Genomic DNA, 17,459 nt, shown 5'->3' on the forward strand with positions numbered 1-17,459 from the left:
GGGCGGGTGAAGAAGAGCAGACTGGAGTTAGAGTAACCGAACGATCGGTCGGGACAAGAGGGCCCGACCGACCTGTGGATAACTCGGTGCGGGAGGATCAGGACATGACAGCAATCGAACGGTCCCGCACCGTTGCGGTGGTCGGCGCCGGCACCATGGGCCAGGGCATCGCCCAGGTCGCGCTCCTCGCAGGTCACCGGGTGCTGATCTACGACATCAACGCCGCCCTCGCCGCCGACGGCGTCGCCATCGTCCAGGACCGTGTCGACCGCATGGCCGCGAAGGGCCGCCTGGAGCCCGCCGAGGCCGAGGCCGCGAACGGCCGGATCCTTGCGGCCTCCGCCCTCTCCGACCTCGCGGACGCCGCGCTCGTCGTCGAGGCGATCGTCGAGGACACCGGCGTCAAGCGCGCGGTCTTCACGGCACTCGAAGAGGTGCTCGCCCCGGACGCCCTGCTGGCGACCAACACCTCCTCCCTCTCCGTCACCGAGCTGGCCGCCGGGCTCACGCACCCCGGCCGCTTCCTGGGCCTGCACTTCTTCAACCCGGCCCCGCTGCTCCCGCTCGTCGAGGTGGTCAGCGGCCACGCGACCGACCCGGCCGCCGCCGAGCGCGGCTACCGCACCATGCTGAGCTGGGGGAAGACCCCGGTCCGCTGCGCCGACACCCCCGGCTTCATCGTCAACCGCATCGCCCGCCCCTTCTACGCCGAGGCCTTCGCGGTGTACGAGGAGCAGGGCGCCGACCCGGCCACCATCGACGCCGTGCTCCGCGAGAGCGGCGGCTTCAAGATGGGCCCGTTCGCGCTGACCGACCTGATCGGACAGGACGTCAACGAGGCCGTCACCCGGTCGGTGTGGGAGTCCTTCTGGCGCAGCCCCAAGTTCACCCCCTCGCTCGCGCAGCGCCGGCTGGTCCAGTCGGGCCGCCTCGGCCGCAAGTCGGGGCACGGCTGGTACCCGTACGGCCCGGACGCGCCGGCACCGGTCCCGCACACCGCCGCCCCCGCGCAGGCCCCGGAGAAGGTCACTGTCGTCGGCGACCTCGGCCCCGCCGCGGACCTCGTCGACCTGATGGAGGAGGCCGGGATCGCGGTCACGGCCGCCGGGACCGGGGGCCCGTACATCCAGCTGCCCGGCGAGGGGCAGCTGGTGCTCGCGGACGGCAAGACCTCCGTCGAGTTCACCGACGTCGTCTACTTCGACCTCGCGCTCGACTACCGCGGGGCCACCCGCATCGCGCTCTCCGCCGGCACGGACACGAGCGAGCAGACCCTCGCCGAGGCCGTCGGGCTGTTCCAGAAGCTCGGCAAGCAGGTCTCGGTCATCGGCGACGTCCCGGGCATGATCGTGGCCCGTACGGTCGCGATGCTGATCGACCTGACCGCCGACGCCGTCGCCCGGGGCGTGGCCTCCGCCGAGGACATCGACACGGCGATGCGGCTCGGCGTCAACTACCCGCTGGGCCCGTCCGCATGGCACGAGCGGCTCGGCTCCGACTGGGCGTACGACCTGCTGCACCACCTCGACGAGCGCTGCCCGGGCGGCCGCTACGCACCTTCGCTGGCGCTGTTCAAGCTCGGCTACGCGGAATCGCCGGAGGAAGCCGAGGGAGTCGAGGAAGCCGAGGGAGTCGAGGGAGCCGCCGGGGACGCCGCCGCGGCGGAGGAGAGCGCATGACGACCGCCAGGCGGGACACCTACACCCCCGAGTCGCTCCTGACGGTCGCGGTCCAGGTCTTCAACGAGCGCGGCTACGACGGCACCTCCATGGAGCACCTCTCCAAGGCCGCCGGCATCTCCAAGTCCTCGATCTACCACCACGTCGCGGGCAAGGAGGAGCTGCTCCAGCGCGCCGTCAGCCGCGCGCTCGACGGGCTCTTCTCCGTGCTCGAAGAGCCGGGCGCGGTGCAGGGCCGGGCGGTCGAGCGGGTCGAGTACGTCACGCGCCGCACGGTGGAGGTCCTGGTCGGGGAGCTGCCGTACGTGACGCTGCTGCTGCGGGTGCGGGGCAACACCCGGACCGAGCGCTGGGCGCTGGAGCGCCGCCGGGAGTTCGACCACCAGGTCGCGGAGCTCCTCAAGGCCGCCGCAGCCGACGGGGACCTGCGGGCGGACGTGGACATCCGGCTGGCCACCCGCCTGCTCTTCGGGATGGTCAACTCCCTGGTGGAGTGGTACCGCCCGCACCCCGGCACCACCCCGGACCAGCTGGCCGACGCCGTGGTCCACATGGCCTTCGACGGGCTGCGGACGGTCCGCGGCTGATCCCCGAGGCCAAGGCCGCGCCCCGCACCAAGGCCGCGCCCCGCACCAAGGCCCGCGTGAGGACAGCCGGCGACGCGAAGGTCCCGGCGGGCGAGGTCCCGGCGGGCGCCTGCACCGCCGCGCCGAACGCAGCAGGCCCCTTCGGGTCGGCCCGGTCCCGGATGGCGGCCGGGCCGCCCCGATGGCAGCCTGGGAGAGAAGTTCCCGGCGACCGGCCGCCACCTCCGCACCCCTGCACCCCAGTTCGTCCCGCGGGAGGTGGACCCTCGTGACAAGCCGTGCTTCTCGAACCCGCAGTCTTCTCGGCCCCCTCGTGGCCGCTGCCCTCTCCGCCGCGCTGGTACCCGTCGCGGTGCCCCCGGCCGCGGCCCAGGGCTGCGACAACTCCGTGGTGTGCCTGATCAACGCCCAGCGCACCAGCCGCGGGCTGCCGGCCCTGACCTTCAACGGACCGCTGACGAGCGCGGCCCGGCAGCACGCCGTCGCCGCCGTCCAGCAGAAGTGGTGGGGTCCGGGCAAGGACCCGCACCGCAACCCGCAGACGGGCTCCACGCCGGGGAGCCGCATCATCGCGGCCGGCTACTGCCCGAACCCGCGCTCGTGGGCGTTCGGTGAGATCACCTACACCGGCTGGGGCACCGGGGGCTCCCCGAAGGCCGCCGTCGACTGGTGGATGAACAGCCCGGGCCACCGCGCGCTCATCCTCAACGGCTCCATGCGCGACATCGGCAGCTGGGCGCAGGCCGGTTCGGCCGACCCGGCCGGGGCCGGCGCGAACAACGCCTGGACGTACGTGGTGACCTTCGGCCACTGCCAGCAGTGATCCGATTCGGCCGGAACACGTGTGCGGGCCGGCCCGTCCTGCGCGGGGGCCGCTAGTCCTCCGGGAGGGCCTGGCCGGCTCCGCCGGCCCCCGGGGCCGCGTCGAGCAGGTCCGTCTCCTCGAAGACCAGCAGCGTGCGCGTGGAGAGCACCTCCGGAATGGCCTGGAGGCGGGTGAGGACCAGCTCCCGCAAGGTCCGGTTGTCGGGGGTGTGGACCAGCAGCAGGACGTCGAAATCGCCGCTGACCAGGGCGATGTGCGCGGCGCCCGGCAGCTCGCGGAGCTTCTCGCGGACCGTGCGCCAGGAGTTCTGCACGATCTTCAAAGTGATATAGGCGGAGGCGCCCTGACCTGCCCTTTCGTGGTTGACGCGAGCCGTGAACCCGCGGATCACCCCGTCGTCGATGAGCCGGTTTATCCGGGCGTAGGCGTTCGCGCGCGACACGTGGACCTGCTCGGCCACCGACCGTATCGAGGCCCGGCCGTCCGCCTGGAGCAGCCGCATGATCGACCGGTCGATGGGGTCCAGCGGGCGGGGCGGGGCGGACGGGACCGGTGGGACGGAGGAGGAACCCCCCGCCGGGACCGGTGCGGAACCGCCTGCGGCCATTTGTTCATCCGGCATTGCCCACTGCCTCCCTGTCCTGGACGTCCTGCATCCATCCCAGGGCCCCGGCGCCAGTTTGTCCACAGCCTGACGCCGCCTGTAGCCAAATTGCGCCATCGACCGAACAATCGGTTGGTGAGGCGCCTCACAGCCCCGAGGTGCCCCCTGCCCGCTTCCCAAGAGGAGCCCGCTTCCCAAGAGGAGGTGTACGCCGCCATGACGGTCCAAGAGCTGCCCGGTGCCGGGGCGTCCCACCGATCCGCCACCCCGCCCGCCTGGAGTCCGCGTACGGACCCCGCCCCGCTGCTCCCGGACCCCGAGCCGTACCGGGTGCTGGGCACGCCGGCCGCCGAGAAGCTCGACCCCGAGCTGATGCGCCGCTGCTACGCCGAACTGGTGCGCGGGCGTCGTTACAACGCGCAGGCCACGGCCCTCACCCGGCAGGGCCGCCTCGCGGTGTACCCCTCCACGGTCGGCCAGGAGGCATGCGAGATCGCGGCCGCGCTGGTCCTCCAGGAGCAGGACTGGCTCTTCCCCAGCTACCGCGACACCCTCGCGGCCGTGGCGCGCGGCCTGGACCCCGTACAGGCGCTGACCCTGCTGCGCGGCGACTGGCACACCGGCTACGACCCCCGCGAGCACCGGATCGCCCCGCTGTCGACCCCGCTCGCCACCCAGCTGCCGCACGCGGTGGGCCTGGCGCACGCGGCGCGGCTGCGCGGTGACGACGTCGTCGCCCTCGCCATGATCGGCGACGGCGGCACCAGCGAGGGCGACTTCCACGAGGCCCTGAACTTCGCGGCCGTCTGGCAGGCCCCGGTGGTCTTCCTCGTCCAGAACAACGGCTTCGCCATCTCCGTGCCGCTCGCCAAGCAGACCGCCGCCCCGACCCTGGCCCACAAGGCCGTCGGCTACGGCATGCCCGGCCGCCTCGTCGACGGCAACGACATCGCCGCGGTCCACGAGGTGCTGTCCGAGGCGGTCCGGCGGGCCCGGTCCGGCGGCGGCCCGACGCTGATCGAGGCCGTCACGTACCGCATGGAAGCGCACACGAACGCCGACGACGCGACCCGCTACCGCGGAGACGCCGAGGTCGAGGCATGGAAGGCGCACGACCCGGTGGACCTGCTGGAGCGCGAGCTGACCGCCCGCGGCGTCCTCGACGCGGCGGGCATCGCGGAAGCCAAGGAGGCGGCCGAGCAGATGGCGGCCGCCCTGCGCGAGCGGATGAACGCGGACCCGGTCCTGAACCCGATGGACCTGTTCGAGCACGTCTACGCGGAGCAGACCGGCCGGCTGCGCGAGCAGGCGGACATGCTGCGGGCCGAGCTCGATGCGGAGGAACAGTCGTGACCACGGTGGCGGCGAAGCCCGCGACGATGGCGCAGGCCCTGAACCGGGCCATGCGCGACGCCATGGCGGAGGACCCGACGGTCCACGTCATGGGTGAGGACGTCGGCGCCCTCGGCGGCGTCTTCCGCATCACGGACGGCCTCACGAAGGAGTTCGGCGAGGACCGCTGCACGGACACCCCGCTCGCGGAGGCCGGCATCCTCGGCACCGCCGTCGGCATGGCCATGTACGGGCTGCGTCCGGTCGTCGAGATGCAGTTCGACGCGTTCGCCTACCCGGCGTTCGAGCAGCTCATCTCGCACGTGGCGCGCATGCGCAACCGCACGCGCGGCGCGATGCCGCTGCCGATCACCATCCGCGTGCCGTACGGCGGCGGGATCGGCGGCGTGGAGCACCACAGCGACTCCTCCGAGGCGTACTACATCGCCACCCCCGGCCTGCACGTGGTGACCCCGGCGACCGTCGAGGACGCCTACGGGCTGCTGCGCGCGTCGATCGCCAGCGACGACCCGGTGGTCTTCCTGGAGCCGAAGCGGCTGTACTGGTCGAAGGCCGACTGGAACCCGGAGGCGCCCGCCGCCGTACCGGGCATCGGCACGGCGCAGGTCAGGCGCCCGGGCACGAGCGCGACGCTGATCACCTACGGGCCCTCCCTCCCGGTGTGCCTGGAGGCGGCCGAGGCCGCCCGCGAGGAGGGCTGGGACCTGGAGGTCCTCGACCTGCGCTCGCTGGTGCCGCTCGACGAGGACACCGTCATGGCCGCCGTACGCCGTACCGGGCGCGCGGTCGTGGTGCACGAGGCGAACGGCTTCGGCGGACCGGGCGCGGAGCTCGCCGCCCGCATCCAGGAGAAGTGCTTCCACCACCTGGAGGCGCCGGTGCTGCGCGTGACGGGCTTCGACATCCCGTACCCGCCGCCGATGCTGGAGAAGCACCACCTGCCCGGTGTGGACCGGATCCTGGACACCGTGGCCCGCCTGCAGTGGGAGAACTGATGGCGCAGGTAATGGAGTTCAAGCTCCCCGACCTCGGGGAGGGACTGACCGAGGCCGAGATCGTCCGCTGGCTGGTGGCGGTCGGCGACGTCGTCGCCGTCGACCAGCCGGTGGTCGAGGTCGAGACGGCCAAGGCGATGGTGGAGGTGCCGTGCCCCTACGGCGGTGTGGTCACCGCCCGCTTCGGGGAGGAGGGCACGGAACTCCCCGTCGGGGCACCGCTGATCACTGTGGCGGTGGGTGCGGGTGCGGCCGATGCGGTCGCCGTGGCCGGTGAGGGCGCGGAGCCGGAGGCTTCCGGTTCCGGCAACGTCCTGGTCGGCTACGGCACGGACCACTCCCGCCCGGCGCGTCGGAGGCGGGTGCGACCGGGCTCCGCCGCGCCGGCTCCCGCCCCTGCGGCCGTGTCCCGGCCCTTGGCCGCCGCCCCGGCGGCTGCCGCGGCCCCGGCTGCGGTGGCCGTTGCCGCCCCGGCGGCCCTGGTCACCGGGCCCGTTCCGGTCATCTCGCCCCTGGTGCGCAAGCTCGCCCGGGACCACGGGATCGACCTGCGCGCCCTGCGCGGCTCCGGCCCCGAGGGCCTGATCCTGCGCGCGGACGTCGAGGCGGCGCTCAAGGCTCCGGCCGCGGCCCCCGCCCCGGTGGCGGCCGCTCCCGTCGCGGCGGCCGGCGAGCGCATCCCGCTCAAGGGGCTGCGCGGCGCGGTGGCCGACAAGCTCTCGCGCAGCCGCAGGGAGATCCCGGACGCCACGTGCTGGGTCGATGCCGACGCGACCGAGCTGATGGCGGCCCGGGCGGCGATGAACGCCGCGGGCGGCCCGAAGGTCTCGGTCCTCGCGCTGCTGGCCCGGATCTGCACCGCGGCGCTCGCCCGCTACCCGGAGCTCAACTCCACCGTCGACCTGGCGGCGAACGAGATCGTCCGGTTGCCCGCCGTGCACCTCGGCTTCGCCGCCCAGACCGAGCGCGGCCTGGTCGTGCCGGTCGTGCGCGACGCCCAGGGGCGCAGCGCCGAGTCGCTGACGGCGGAGTTCGCCCGGATGACGGAGCTGGCACGGACCGGGAAGCTGGCCCCGTCGGACCTCACGGGCGGCACGTTCACGCTGAACAACTACGGCGTGTTCGGGGTGGACGGGTCCACGCCGATCATCAACCACCCGGAGGCGGCGATGCTCGGGGTGGGCCGGATCATCCCCAAGCCGTGGGTGCACCAGGGCGAGCTGGCGGTCCGCCAGGTGGTCCAGCTGTCCCTCACGTTCGACCACCGGGTCTGCGACGGCGGGGCCGCGGGCGGCTTCCTGCGGTACGTGGCCGACTGCGTGGAGTCCCCGGCGGTGCTGCTGCGCTCGCTGTAGCCGCCCCGGCGGCGCCGCCGCGGCTCCCGGTACGGGTCATCCGACCCGCGCCGGGAGCCGCGGCGGTTTCCCGTCCGCGTGCCGCAGGATGCCGCGGACCGCGGACCCGGAGGGGGCCGGGCGCAGCGCGCCGTTGCGCAGGGACACCGCCACGGGGTGGGAGAGCCGGTCGCCGGCCGGGCCGCCGTGCGGGCCTTCCTGGCCGCAGACGGCGCACCCGACGCGGACGCCCGTACCCAGACCCTGCCGGCCTGCGTGGACGGGCTGGTCTTCGAGCACCTGGTCCAGGGCGCCGGGGTCCCCGTCGACGCCCTGGAGGGGCTCGTCGCCGCCGCCCTCAGGTAGCCGCCCCGCCGGGCGCTCACATGGTCAGCAGGAGCTTGCCCACGTGCGTGCTCGACTCCATCGTCCGGTGGGCCTCGGCCACTTCCCGGACGGGGTACACCGCATGCACGACCGGGCGGATCCGGCCCGCCGCCACCAGGGGCCACACATGCTCCCGCACGGCCGCGACGATGGCCGCCTTCTCGGCCGGCGGGCGGGCCCGCAGCGTGGTTCCGGCGATCGCCGCCCGCTTCGACAGCAGGGTGCCCAGGTTCAGTTCGGCCTTCACCCCGCCCTGCAGGCCGATGATCGCGAGCCGCCCGTTCACGGCGAGGGCGTCGACGTTCCGCGCCAGGTACTTCGCCCCGATGATGTCCAGGATCACGTCGGCCCCGGCGCCGCCCGTCGCCGCCCGCACCTCCGCCACGAAGTCCTGCTCGCGGTAGTCGATCAGGACGTCCGCGCCCAGCTCCTTGCAGCGGGCCAGCTTCTCCGGGCCGCCGGCCGTCACCGCCACCGTCGCGCCGACGGCCTTCGCCAGCTGGATCGCCATCGTGCCGATGCCGCTGGAGCCGCCGTGCACCAGCACGGTCTCGCCGGGCCGCACGTGGGCCACCATGAACAGGTTCGACCAGACCGTGCAGGCCGCCTCCGGCAGGGCGGCCGCCGTCACCAGGTCCACGCCCTCCGGGACGGGCAGCAGCTGGCCCGCCGGCACGGCCACCCGCTCGGCGTACCCGCCGCCGCTGAGCAGCGCGCACACCTCGTCGCCGACGGCCCAGCCGGAGACGCCGGGGCCGACCGCGGAGATCCGCCCCGAGCACTCCAGGCCCGGGTGGGGCGAGGCGCCGGGCGGCGGGTTGTAGAACCCCTGGCGCTGCAGGACGTCGGCGCGGTTGACGGCGCTCGCGACGACGTCGACGAGGACCTCGCCCTCGCCGGGCACCGGGTCGGGGGCCTCGGCCCAGACGAGGGCCTCGGGGCCGCCGGGCTGCTCGATGGAGATCGCATGCATGGCCCGGAGCGTACGCCAACTCCCCGGTTGCGGGCCCCGGCACGGGCACGGATAGTGGGAGGGTCGTCCGACCTTGATCAGCGGCCGTCGGCAGGACCGCCCCGCGCGGCGCCGGCGCCTTTCTCGCGGTATCGAGAGAGGGGCACTCCCATGCGCACGTCCCCCCGCATCCCCCGCATCCCCCGCATCCGCCGTCTGACGACGGCTGCGACGGCCCTCGCGGCCGGCGGCCTCATGCTGCTTCCCGTTCCCGCGGTGGCGTACCCCGCGGCGCCCGCCGACCCGGGGCCGGTGTCGGGGGCCTCGTTCCAGCTCCTCAACCTGCAGACCGGCAAGTGCGCGACCGTCGCCGGCGGCGTCTCCACGGCCGACAACATCGAGCTCGTCCAGTTCACCTGCGACACGCACCCGTCGCGCCGATGGATCCTCACCGACTACAACGGCCGCTCGTACCGGATCTACAACGACCAGACCGACAGGTGCGCGACCGTCGCCGGCGGCGAATCCCAGGAGAAGAACGTCGGGCTCGTCCAGTTCACCTGCGACACCCACCCCTCGCGCCGCTGGCGGATCACCAACTGGGACAGCACCAGCGGCTCCTACCAGATCGTCAACGTGGCCACCGGCCTGTGCATGACCGTGGCCGGCGGGGTCTCCACCGACAACAACGTGGGGCTCGTGCAGTACGACTGCGACACGCACCCGTCGCGCCGGTGGAGCCTGCGCCTGGCGGGATGACCTACTGCCCCGTGCTGCCGATCTCGGCCGGGGCGGCGGGCGGGACCGCGCGGACGATGGTGATGAGACGGTCCGTCAGCTGGAGCGGGCTCGCGTGCGGGTCGTCGTACGGGATCAGCCGGTGGCCGCGGAGCACGCTGACCACCAGGTCGTCGGTCTCCCGCACACTGCGGCCCACCTCGGACTTGTTGACCGGCCGCTCCATGATGTCCAGCCCGCTGCCCTGCTGGATCAGGTCCTCCATGACCGTGCCGGCGCTGGGGCTCAGCACCGAGAGGCCCAGCAGCCGCCCGGCCGCGCTCGCGCTCGTGATGACGGCGTCCGCGCCCGACTGCCGCAGCAGCGGGGCGTTCTCCTCCTCGCGGACCGCGGCGACGATCTTTGCGCCGCGGTTGAGCTGCCGTGCCGTCAGCGTGACCAGGACCGCCGTGTCGTCCCGCTGGGTGGCGATGATGACCTGACGGGCCTTGTGCACCTCGGCGCGGAGCAGGACATCGGAGCGGGTCGCGTCACCCACCACGCCCGTGTATCCCTCCGCGTTGGCCATGTCGATCACCTTGGAGCTGGGGTCCACGATGACGACCCGGTCCTTCTTGAGGCCGGTGGCCAGCAGGGTCAGCAGGGCGGAGCGGCCCTTGGTGCCGAAGCCGACGACGACCGTGTGCTCGCGCAAGTTCTTCCTCCAGCGGCCCAGCCGCCACTCTTCCCTGGTCTTCTCGGTCAGCACTTCCAGGGTGGTCCCGACCAGGATGATCAGGAAGAGCACCCGCAGCGGAGTGATCAGCAGGATGTTGACCAGCCGGGCGCTGTCGCTGTACGGGACGATGTCGCCGTAGCCGGTCGTCGACAGGGTCACGGTGGCGTAGTAGACGCTGTCGAGGAAGTCGACCTTGTCGTCCGCGTTGTCGTGGTAGCCGCCGCGGTCGAGCCAGACGATCAGGACCGTCAGGCACAGCACGAACAGGGCCATCAGCACACGCTTCGCGACCTGCCGGATCGGCTTCTCCACCACCCGCCGGGGCAGTTGGACGCGGCGCGAGACGAGGTTCTCGCCCGCTTCCCGGGCGATCGCGTCCTGGCCGGGGAGTTTCACGTGAAACATCCTCCCGAGACCCAGGGCAGGTCGAGGATCTCCAGATCCTGCCCCGCCCGCGCGCCGTGCGGCGGTACGACGGCCAGCGCATCGGCGGCGGCGATGCCGCGCAGCATCGCGGGGCCGTTGTAGCGGAGCGGCACGGCGTGCTCGTCGGTCAGCAGGACCGGGACGAGCCGGGTGTCGTTCGGGTGGCCCGGGATGCCGCCCTGGACGGGGACGGCGTACCGGGGGCGCTGCCGACGGCCCGCGAGGGCGCGCAGCAGCGGTTCGGCGAGGGTCAGCAGGCCGGAGACGGCGGCGAGCGGGTTGCCGGGCAGCCCGACGAGGTGGCGGCCCTCGGTGCGGTCGCCGAGCCGGGCCAGCAGCATCGGGTGTCCGGGGCGTACGGCCACCCCGTCGACCAGCAGCTCCGCCCCGGCCCGGCGCAGGACGGGGTGGACGTGGTCCACAGGCCCGGAGGCGGTGCCGCCGGTGGTGATGACCACGTCCGCGTCGGAGCCGGTGACGGCGTCCAGCAGGGCCTCGGCCCCGGCCGGGTCGTCGCCGATCCGGCGGGTGCCGGTGACCTCGGCACCGATCCGGGTCAGCCAGGGGCCGAGCATCGGGCTGAGGGCGTCGCGGATCAGGCCGTCGTGCGGGCGGCCCTCGGTGAGCAGCTCGTCGCCGAGGACCAGGATCTCCACGCGGGGCCGGGTCCGGGTGGCGAGCTCGTCGTACCCGGCGGCCGCGGCGAGGCCGAGCACGGCCGGGGTGACGAGGGAGCCGGCGGGCAGCATCAGGTCGCCGGAGCGGCACTCCTGGCCGCGCGGGCGGATGTCCTGGCCGGTCTGCACGGGCCGGTCGGCGTAGACCTGCGAGCCGGACTCCCGGGAGTGCTCGCTGCGGAGCACGGCCGTGGTGTCGGCGGGGATCCGGGCGCCGGTGGCGATCCGTACGGCCTCCCCGTCGGCCAGCGGCTCGGGGCGTCCGTCGCCGGCCAGCACCCCTTCGCCGGGGCGGACGGTCCAGGGACCGGGCCCGGCGACGGCCCAGCCGTCCATGGCAGAGGTGTCGAACGACGGCAGGTCGGTCAGGGCTTCCAGGGGCTGGTCGAGCACCTCCCCGAGCGCCTCGGCCAGGGGGACGCGGTGGATGCGGGCCCGGACACCGGATCCGGCGCGGGCGGCGGCCTCGCGGGCCTGCACCCAGCCGAGGGAGCGGTGTCCGCCGGAACCCGGGCCGGCGCCGCCCGCGGGGGTGCGGCTGACCAGGGCGAGGGCCTCGTCGAGGGCCTCCATGGCGTGGTCGGAGTCGGTGGGGCTCATCCCGGGGTGCCCTCTCCGGTCTCGGCGTCGCCCCCGGACTCGGCGGCCCAGCGCAGCGCGAGGTCGGCGGCCTTGCGGGAGGCCTCCGCGACGGCGGCGGCGGGGTCCGCTCCGGCGGCTTCGGCGCGGGCCGCCGCGTAGCCGACCAGGAAGGTGGTCAGCGGGGCGGCAGGCCGGGCGACGCCGTGGGCGGCGTCGCGGGCGAGGTCGAGCAGGGCCTTGGTGTCGACGTCCACGTCGATGCCGAGCTCGGCCTTGGCGGCGGTGATCCATTGCTCCAGCACGTTTCCATGCTCCCTGATCCTGGCGCGGGCTGATGCAAGATCCTCCCAGGTGTCGCAGTCGAAGGAGGCGAGCGGCTCGGTGTCCGTCACGTGCGCCAGCCGCAGTTCGGCGGTGAGGGCGCGCAGGGGCAGGCCGGAGAGGGTGCCGTGCTCGGCGGCCAGCAGGGCGATCTCGCGGCGCAGCGGCTCGGCCCGGTAGGCGGCGACGAGGGGCTGGTCGCGTCCCGTGCGGTCGCGCAGCAGGGCGCCCTCCGGGCCCTCCGCGCCCGCCGCGCCGGTGGCCGCGAGCAGGGCCCGGACCGTGGCCGGGCCGAGGAACGGGAGGTCGGCGGAGAGGACGAGGACCAGCTCGGCCGTGGTCTGCCGCAGTCCGGCGTCGAGGGCGGCCACGGGCCCGGCGCCGGGCGGGTTCTCCCGGGCCCAGCGGACCGGACGCGCGGTGGGCCGGCGGTCCCCGACCACCACGGTGGCCGTGGCGTCGGCGCAGGCGTCGAGGACGCGGTCGAGCAGGGTTCGCCCGCCCACGCGCAGACCCGGCTTGTCGGCACCGCCGAGTCGCCGCGCGGCGCCGCCGGCGAGGACGATCGCGTCGTAGCTCATGCCCCGAGTATGAGCGGTCCATGTTCCGGCCGAGCAACCGCACTTGCCCCGCCCGGCCCCAAGACCGGCCGCGACGCGCGACTGCGCCTGCGCCTGGGCCTGGGCCTGCCCCGGGACCGGCCCTGCGACCCGGACCTGTGTGCCCGGGGCGCCGGAGCTGCGACCCGGACCCGGCTGCGGCTGCCGGTCCGCGGTAGGCGCCGCTGCGCGGGGCATCTCCCCGCCCCACCCTTCCTCCGTTCCACGGGCTCTGCCCGGACCCGCGCCTCAAACGCCGGCGGGGCTGGATTTGCCCGGCCTCGGTCTCGAGGCGCCGGCGCGATGGGGCTTGGGTTCGCGGGTCAAGCGCCGGCGGGGCTGGTTTTCGGGCTCTGCCCGGACCCGGAGCCGGGCCCGGGGTGCCGGAGCCGCGGCCGCGACCCGGGTGTGGGGCGTCGGGGTCGCGGGCCGCGGCTCCGGGCGGAGGGGGCCGGCCCCGCCCGGGTGCCATTGCAGCTCGTGCGGTGGTTACAGGTACGGTCCCGAGCGGACGGGCCGCTGCGGGCCGTCCTCGTCGTCGTCGTGCGGCGCGCCCGCCGGCAAGGCCCGGCGCATCTGCTCCAGTTGGGCCCGCGCGGCCATCTGCTGCGCGAACAGGGCGGTCTGGATGCCGTGGAAGAGGCCTTCCAGCCAGCCCACCAACTGGGCCTGGGCGATGCGCAGTTCCGCCTCGGACGGCACCGTCTCCTCGGTGAACGGCAGGGAGAGCCGCTCCAGTTCCTCGACGAGCTCCGGAGCCAGGCCGTCCTCCAGCTCCTTGACCGAAGCGGCGTGGATGTCCTTGAGCCGGACCCGGCTGGCCTCGTCCAGAGGCGCGGCGCGGACTTCTTCCAGAAGTTGCTTGATCATGCTGCCGATCCGCATGACCTTGGCGGGCTGTTCGACCATTTCCGTCACCGGGACCTCGCGCGACTCGTCATCGGCGCCGCCGACCGCCATCCCGTCCTGTCCCACGATCAGGACGTGCGGGGGACTGTCCTGCGACCGTTCACTCCTCGGCATCTCCATGCCTGTCATTCTCTCGCACACCTGGGTTCTCAGACGGTGTGCCCCCGTACGGGCGTGATCCACCCTGTACGGGGGCGGCAACACCGGGTGACCGTCAGTCGGCCGTGCGCCGCGCGAACCCGCCGCCGGACCTGGTCACCAGGGCCGCCAGCAGGGCGGCGCCCAGCGGGACCAGGACCAGCAGCGTCCCGAACGTCTCCCACGGCACGACGATCGGCACGTGGACGACGTCGTCCGGGCCGCCGGAGGTCTCCAGGGCGTGCTCGGCCTCGCGCCGCTGGAAGAGTCTCAGACCGACCGCGGGCAGGATTCCGGACAGGGTGCCCAGGACGACGCCCATGAGGGCCACCAGGCCGCACTGGAAGCCGCTGAAGGCCCGCCGCACCCCGGGGGTCGCGCCGACCGCCGACAGGGTCTTCAGGTCGGCCTCGGCGTCGGTCTGGGCGAGCCCTGTCGCGATGCCCGCGGCGCCGAGGGTGACCAGGCCGGCGAAGAGGGTCAGCGCGAGCAGGACCACGCTGTCGCCGCCCTGGTAGCCGGACTCGATCAGGACGGGGGCCTCGACGCCGATCCGGTCGATCTGCGCGGCCAGTTGCTGCTGTTGCCGGTCGGTGGCCGGCCCGTCGAGCGTGAAGTACGAGGCGAAGGGCTGGGTCGCGATGCCGGCCGCCTTGGCGGCGGACGGCGGCAGGACGAGCCTGATGCCGTAGCCGTCGACGCCGTCGGGCGCCTGGTGCACGGCGAACACCTTGTCCTCGCCGGCGGCGTCCTCGTCCGGCCCGGTGACCGCACGGTCCGCCTCGTTGCTGATCAGCCGCACCGTGACCCGGCCGTCCTTGACGTAGCGCCGGTCGAACGAGACGGCCTGCCCCGACTTCAGCGCGGAGACCGTGCCCGGGTCGGTGACGGCCAGCGTGGCCAGCAGCTTCTCGTCGGCGACGACCAGCGGGTGCGCGATGGAGTGCCGGGGCGGGGCGCACCGCGGGTCCCGGAGCAGGGTCTGGCGCTCCGCGTCGGTGAGGGTGTCGCGCCGGCCGTCCGAGTCGAGGGGGCAGCGCTGCTCCGCGGGCCGCATGATCTCGGCCCGGCCGCAGCCGTCGCCGCGCGCGGCCTGCTCGCAGTCGGGCGCGCCGACGTGGACGGCGTCCACGTCCGCCCGTACCGCCAGTGGGAGTTCGCGGCTCACGGCCTCGCGGACGGCCGCCATGGCCTTCTGGTGTCCGGGCTCGTGCAGTTCCACCCGGCCGGAGCCGGAGGGCAGTTCGGCGACGTACTCGAACCGGGCCTGGGCTTCGTGGCTCTGCGCGTAGGTGGCGACCGCGACGGTGCCGGCGACGGCGGCCAGGACGGCGGCGACGGCGGGTGCGGTGCGGCTCCGGTTGCGCACCGCGTCGCGCAGCGCGAGCCGCGGTGACAGCGGCAGCATGCGCCCGAGCCGCCCGAACAGGCCGACCAGCACCGGTGTGAGGGCGACGAGGCCGAGTTCGGCGAGGACGCTGCCGAACACGACGACGTTGCCGCTCATCCGGGAGGCGGTGCCGAAGAGGGCGATCGCCGCGCCGGCACCGAGGGCCGCGAGTCCCAGGAAGGGCAGGACCCGGCCGGCCCGGCGGATCCCGCGCCGGCCGGTCAGCGAGGCCAGCACGGTCTGGCGGGAGGCGCTGACGGCCGGGACGACCGCGGCCAGGACGCCGGTCACGACGGCGAGCAGGGCGATCCCGGCGATCTCCAGCGGGCGGACGTCGAAGCTGCCGAAGCGGGCGCCGACCTGCTCCTCCAGCAGCGGCCGCAGGGCCACGGTGAGCAGGGTGCCGGTCGCGGTGCCGACGACGGCGGCCGCGGTGCCGATGACCAGGCCGCCGGAGAGCACGATGGCCCGGATGTGCCGCCGGTCGCCGCCGTTGGCGCCGACGAGCCCGAGCTGGCGGCGCGAGCGGCGGGCGCCGACCGCGAAGGCGGGCCCGGCCAGCAGGCAGATCTCCAGCATGGCGAGGCCGACGACCGTGGCGAGGACGGCCATTTCGGCGGCCGGCAGTTCCGGCGATCCGTCGTTGCCGAGGCTGTCCATCCCTGCGTACAGGGGCACGTCGGACGGGGCCGGCGGGTGCAGGGTGACGACGCGGGAGTGGACCAGCACTCCCTTGGTGTTGGCCGCCTTGACCATGTTCCACGTGAAACCTTCGGGCCCGGTCTTCACGAGGTACGCGTCGCGGGCGGCCACCCCGGGCACCCCGGCGGCCCGGAGCTCCTTGTCGAGCGGGGCCAGCAGGGTGCCGGGCGGGGCGATGACCTCGTTCCGGTCGAGCTCCGAGGGAAGCTCGTACGCGCCCACGATCCGGTACCAGGTGTTCGATCCGCGGGGCGTGAACTGCGAGCCCACGAACAGGCCGGAAGTCTTCAGGAAGGCGTCGGTGGCGACGACCTCGCCGGCCTCCTCGGGCATCCGGCCGCGGTCCATGACGACCATGCCCTGGACCAGCGGGCTGGACAGGTCGAGCTCGCGCAGCTGGGTGTCGAGCAGCCCGAACCGGGTGCGGACCTTGGCGTAGCTGCTGCTGTCCTTGAGGGACTGGGCGCCTGCCGGGATTGCGGACGCGAGCTGCTGCGGGTCCGGTTCCGGAGCCTGGTCGAAGGCGGAGCCGTCGGCGGGCGAGAAGCCGCCGCCGTCGGGCTTCTGGAGGATGGGTGCGCCCAGGCCCGAGGAGGTCAGGGAGGCATCGGCGGCACCCATCCTGCGCGTGACGGTCTCGGCGGGGGAGAGCTGGGCGCTGCGCAGGGTCAGGTCGGCCGCGCTGACCCCGATGATCGGCAGGGCGATCATCGCGAGCACGAGGGAGCTGCGGCCCTTGGCGCGCCAGGCGTCGCGGCGGGCGATGCGGATGGCCGCGATCCAGGAGTGGTACGCCTTCACGGCCGGCCCGCCTGCCCCGAGAGCAGCGATTCGGCGTGGCTGCGCAGGGTCGAGTCGACGATGCTGCCGTCGCGCAGGAAGACCACGCGGTCGGCCCAGGCGGCGAACCGCGGTTCGTGCGTGACGAGGATGCCGGCGGCTCCCGCGTCGCAGCGCGAGCGGAGCAGGGCGAGGACGGATTCGCCGGTCTCGGAGTCGAGGGCGCCGGTGGGCTCGTCGGCGAGGACCAGGCGGCGGTCGCCGACGAGGGCGCGGGCGATGGCCACGCGCTGCTGCTGGCCGCCGGACATCTCGTCGGGGAACCGGTCGGCGGTCGCGCCGAGTTCCATCTCCTCCAGGGCGGCGAGGGCGGAGGCCCGGGCCTTGCGGGCGGAGACCCCGTCGAGTTCGAGGGGCAGGGCGACGTTCTCGGCGGCGGTGAGGGCCGGGATCAGGTTGTAGTCCTGGAAGACGTAGCCGATGCTGCGGCGGCGCAGGGCGGCGAGCTGCCTGCGGTTCGCGGCGGTGATGTCGGTGCCCTCGACGAGGACGCGGCCGGCGGTGGGCCGGTCGAGGCCGCCGGCGAGGGTGAGCAGTGTGGACTTGCCGGAGCCGGAGGGCCCCATGACGGCGACGAGTTCGCCGGGGTAGACGGCGAGGTCGACGCCGCGCAGGGCGTGCACCTCGGTGGCGCCGGTGCCGTGCGTGCGGACGAGCTTCTCGAGCTGGAGTACGGGCTGTGCGGGGCGCTGGTCGGTCATG

The 17,459-nt window shown here is 74.2% G+C and carries 16 protein-coding genes; 8 read left to right on the forward strand and 8 right to left on the reverse strand.

Going from position 1 to position 17,459, the window contains the following annotated elements; genetic code table 11:
• Positions 1–104 precede the first annotated feature (104 nt).
• The 3 genes from ACIQUT_RS18085 to ACIQUT_RS18095 all read left to right on the forward strand — a co-directional run bounded on the left by ACIQUT_RS18085 (position 105) and on the right by ACIQUT_RS18095 (position 3,089).
• Positions 105–1,679, forward strand: a complete 1,575-nt coding sequence (locus ACIQUT_RS18085; protein WP_403563880.1) for a 3-hydroxyacyl-CoA dehydrogenase — start codon at positions 105–107, stop codon at positions 1,677–1,679.
• Positions 1,676–2,266, forward strand: coding sequence for a TetR/AcrR family transcriptional regulator (locus ACIQUT_RS18090; RefSeq protein ID WP_403563881.1), 591 nt, complete (start codon positions 1,676–1,678; stop codon positions 2,264–2,266). The genes ACIQUT_RS18085 and ACIQUT_RS18090 overlap by 4 nt, the downstream gene beginning before the upstream one ends.
• A gap of 313 nt (positions 2,267–2,579) precedes the next feature.
• Positions 2,580–3,089, forward strand: coding sequence for a CAP domain-containing protein (locus ACIQUT_RS18095; protein ID WP_403563882.1), 510 nt, complete (start codon positions 2,580–2,582; stop codon positions 3,087–3,089).
• A 52-nt stretch (positions 3,090–3,141) separates the two neighbouring features.
• Here ACIQUT_RS18095 and ACIQUT_RS18100 read toward each other — a convergent pair whose 3' ends face one another.
• Positions 3,142–3,714, reverse strand: a complete 573-nt coding sequence (locus tag ACIQUT_RS18100; RefSeq protein WP_403563883.1) for an Lrp/AsnC family transcriptional regulator — start codon at positions 3,712–3,714, stop codon at positions 3,142–3,144.
• Between the two features lie 198 nt (positions 3,715–3,912).
• On the opposite strand from ACIQUT_RS18100, the gene pdhA reads away from it, so the two are divergent.
• The 4 genes from pdhA to ACIQUT_RS18120 all read left to right on the forward strand — a co-directional run bounded on the left by pdhA (position 3,913) and on the right by ACIQUT_RS18120 (position 7,744).
• Positions 3,913–5,049, forward strand: a complete 1,137-nt coding sequence (gene pdhA, locus ACIQUT_RS18105) for a pyruvate dehydrogenase (acetyl-transferring) E1 component subunit alpha (protein ID WP_403563884.1) — start codon at positions 3,913–3,915, stop codon at positions 5,047–5,049.
• Positions 5,046–6,044, forward strand: coding sequence for an alpha-ketoacid dehydrogenase subunit beta (locus ACIQUT_RS18110; protein WP_403563885.1), 999 nt, complete (start codon positions 5,046–5,048; stop codon positions 6,042–6,044). The genes pdhA and ACIQUT_RS18110 overlap by 4 nt, the downstream gene beginning before the upstream one ends.
• Positions 6,044–7,399, forward strand: coding sequence for a dihydrolipoamide acetyltransferase family protein (locus ACIQUT_RS18115; RefSeq protein WP_403563886.1), 1,356 nt, complete (start codon positions 6,044–6,046; stop codon positions 7,397–7,399). Before ACIQUT_RS18110 ends, ACIQUT_RS18115 begins: the two co-directional genes overlap by 1 nt.
• Before the next feature lie 156 nt (positions 7,400–7,555).
• Positions 7,556–7,744, forward strand: coding sequence for a hypothetical protein (locus ACIQUT_RS18120; RefSeq protein WP_403563887.1), 189 nt, complete (start codon positions 7,556–7,558; stop codon positions 7,742–7,744).
• Positions 7,745–7,760: 16 nt separating this feature from the next.
• Here the strand turns inward: ACIQUT_RS18120 and ACIQUT_RS18125 are convergent, their stop codons facing one another.
• Positions 7,761–8,738: an NAD(P)H-quinone oxidoreductase gene (locus ACIQUT_RS18125; RefSeq protein ID WP_403563888.1), complete on the reverse strand. Its 978-nt coding sequence runs from the start codon at positions 8,736–8,738 to the stop codon at positions 7,761–7,763.
• A 150-nt stretch (positions 8,739–8,888) separates the two neighbouring features.
• On the opposite strand from ACIQUT_RS18125, the gene ACIQUT_RS18130 reads away from it, so the two are divergent.
• Positions 8,889–9,476: an RICIN domain-containing protein gene (locus ACIQUT_RS18130; RefSeq protein ID WP_403563889.1), complete on the forward strand. Its 588-nt coding sequence runs from the start codon at positions 8,889–8,891 to the stop codon at positions 9,474–9,476.
• Position 9,477: 1 nt separating this feature from the next.
• Here the strand turns inward: ACIQUT_RS18130 and ACIQUT_RS18135 are convergent, their stop codons facing one another.
• From ACIQUT_RS18135 to ACIQUT_RS18160, 6 genes are all read right to left on the reverse strand, one after another.
• Entirely contained in the window at positions 9,478–10,578 is a 1,101-nt protein-coding gene (locus ACIQUT_RS18135) for a potassium channel family protein (protein WP_403563890.1), read from the reverse strand.
• On the reverse strand, positions 10,566–11,876 hold the full coding sequence (locus ACIQUT_RS18140; RefSeq protein WP_403563891.1) for a molybdopterin molybdotransferase MoeA: 1,311 nt from the start codon (positions 11,874–11,876) through the stop codon (positions 10,566–10,568). The genes ACIQUT_RS18135 and ACIQUT_RS18140 overlap by 13 nt, the downstream gene beginning before the upstream one ends.
• Complete coding sequence (locus tag ACIQUT_RS18145) at positions 11,873–12,760, reverse strand: NTP transferase domain-containing protein (RefSeq protein WP_403563892.1); 888 nt, start codon at positions 12,758–12,760, stop codon at positions 11,873–11,875. The genes ACIQUT_RS18140 and ACIQUT_RS18145 overlap by 4 nt, the downstream gene beginning before the upstream one ends.
• 507 nt (positions 12,761–13,267) lie before the next feature.
• Positions 13,268–13,807, reverse strand: coding sequence for a bacterial proteasome activator family protein (locus ACIQUT_RS18150; RefSeq protein WP_179176032.1), 540 nt, complete (start codon positions 13,805–13,807; stop codon positions 13,268–13,270).
• A 94-nt stretch (positions 13,808–13,901) separates the two neighbouring features.
• Positions 13,902–16,628, reverse strand: coding sequence for an FtsX-like permease family protein (locus ACIQUT_RS18155; protein WP_403563980.1), 2,727 nt, complete (start codon positions 16,626–16,628; stop codon positions 13,902–13,904).
• Positions 16,629–16,714: 86 nt separating this feature from the next.
• A complete protein-coding gene (locus ACIQUT_RS18160; protein ID WP_403563893.1) occupies positions 16,715–17,458 on the reverse strand; it encodes an ABC transporter ATP-binding protein in 744 nt (247 codons plus the stop codon).
• Position 17,459: the final 1 nt, after the last annotated feature.

Origin of the sequence: Streptomyces sp. NPDC090445 (assembly GCF_044769385.1) — a bacterium.
GTDB lineage: Bacteria > Actinomycetota > Actinomycetes > Streptomycetales > Streptomycetaceae > Streptomyces.

What these genes read in the sequence shown, in the direction of transcription:
- ACIQUT_RS18085 (WP_403563880.1), top strand. Translation starts at nt 105, where the DNA reads ATGACAGCAATCGAACGGTCCCGCACCGTTGCGGTGGTCGGCGCCGGC.
- ACIQUT_RS18090 (WP_403563881.1), top strand. Translation starts at nt 1,676, where the DNA reads ATGACGACCGCCAGGCGGGACACCTACACCCCCGAGTCGCTCCTGACG.
- ACIQUT_RS18100 (WP_403563883.1), bottom strand. Translation starts at nt 3,714, where the DNA reads ATGCCGGATGAACAAATGGCCGCAGGCGGTTCCGCACCGGTCCCGGCG.
- pdhA (WP_403563884.1), top strand. Translation starts at nt 3,913, where the DNA reads ATGACGGTCCAAGAGCTGCCCGGTGCCGGGGCGTCCCACCGATCCGCC.
- ACIQUT_RS18115 (WP_403563886.1), top strand. Translation starts at nt 6,044, where the DNA reads ATGGCGCAGGTAATGGAGTTCAAGCTCCCCGACCTCGGGGAGGGACTG.
- ACIQUT_RS18125 (WP_403563888.1), bottom strand. Translation starts at nt 8,738, where the DNA reads ATGCATGCGATCTCCATCGAGCAGCCCGGCGGCCCCGAGGCCCTCGTC.
- ACIQUT_RS18130 (WP_403563889.1), top strand. Translation starts at nt 8,889, where the DNA reads ATGCGCACGTCCCCCCGCATCCCCCGCATCCCCCGCATCCGCCGTCTG.
- ACIQUT_RS18135 (WP_403563890.1), bottom strand. Translation starts at nt 10,578, where the DNA reads ATGTTTCACGTGAAACTCCCCGGCCAGGACGCGATCGCCCGGGAAGCG.
- ACIQUT_RS18140 (WP_403563891.1), bottom strand. Translation starts at nt 11,876, where the DNA reads ATGAGCCCCACCGACTCCGACCACGCCATGGAGGCCCTCGACGAGGCC.
- ACIQUT_RS18145 (WP_403563892.1), bottom strand. Translation starts at nt 12,760, where the DNA reads ATGAGCTACGACGCGATCGTCCTCGCCGGCGGCGCCGCGCGGCGACTC.
- ACIQUT_RS18150 (WP_179176032.1), bottom strand. Translation starts at nt 13,807, where the DNA reads ATGGAGATGCCGAGGAGTGAACGGTCGCAGGACAGTCCCCCGCACGTC.
- ACIQUT_RS18155 (WP_403563980.1), bottom strand. Translation starts at nt 16,628, where the DNA reads ATGATCGCCCTGCCGATCATCGGGGTCAGCGCGGCCGACCTGACCCTG.
- ACIQUT_RS18160 (WP_403563893.1), bottom strand. Translation starts at nt 17,458, where the DNA reads ATGACCGACCAGCGCCCCGCACAGCCCGTACTCCAGCTCGAGAAGCTC.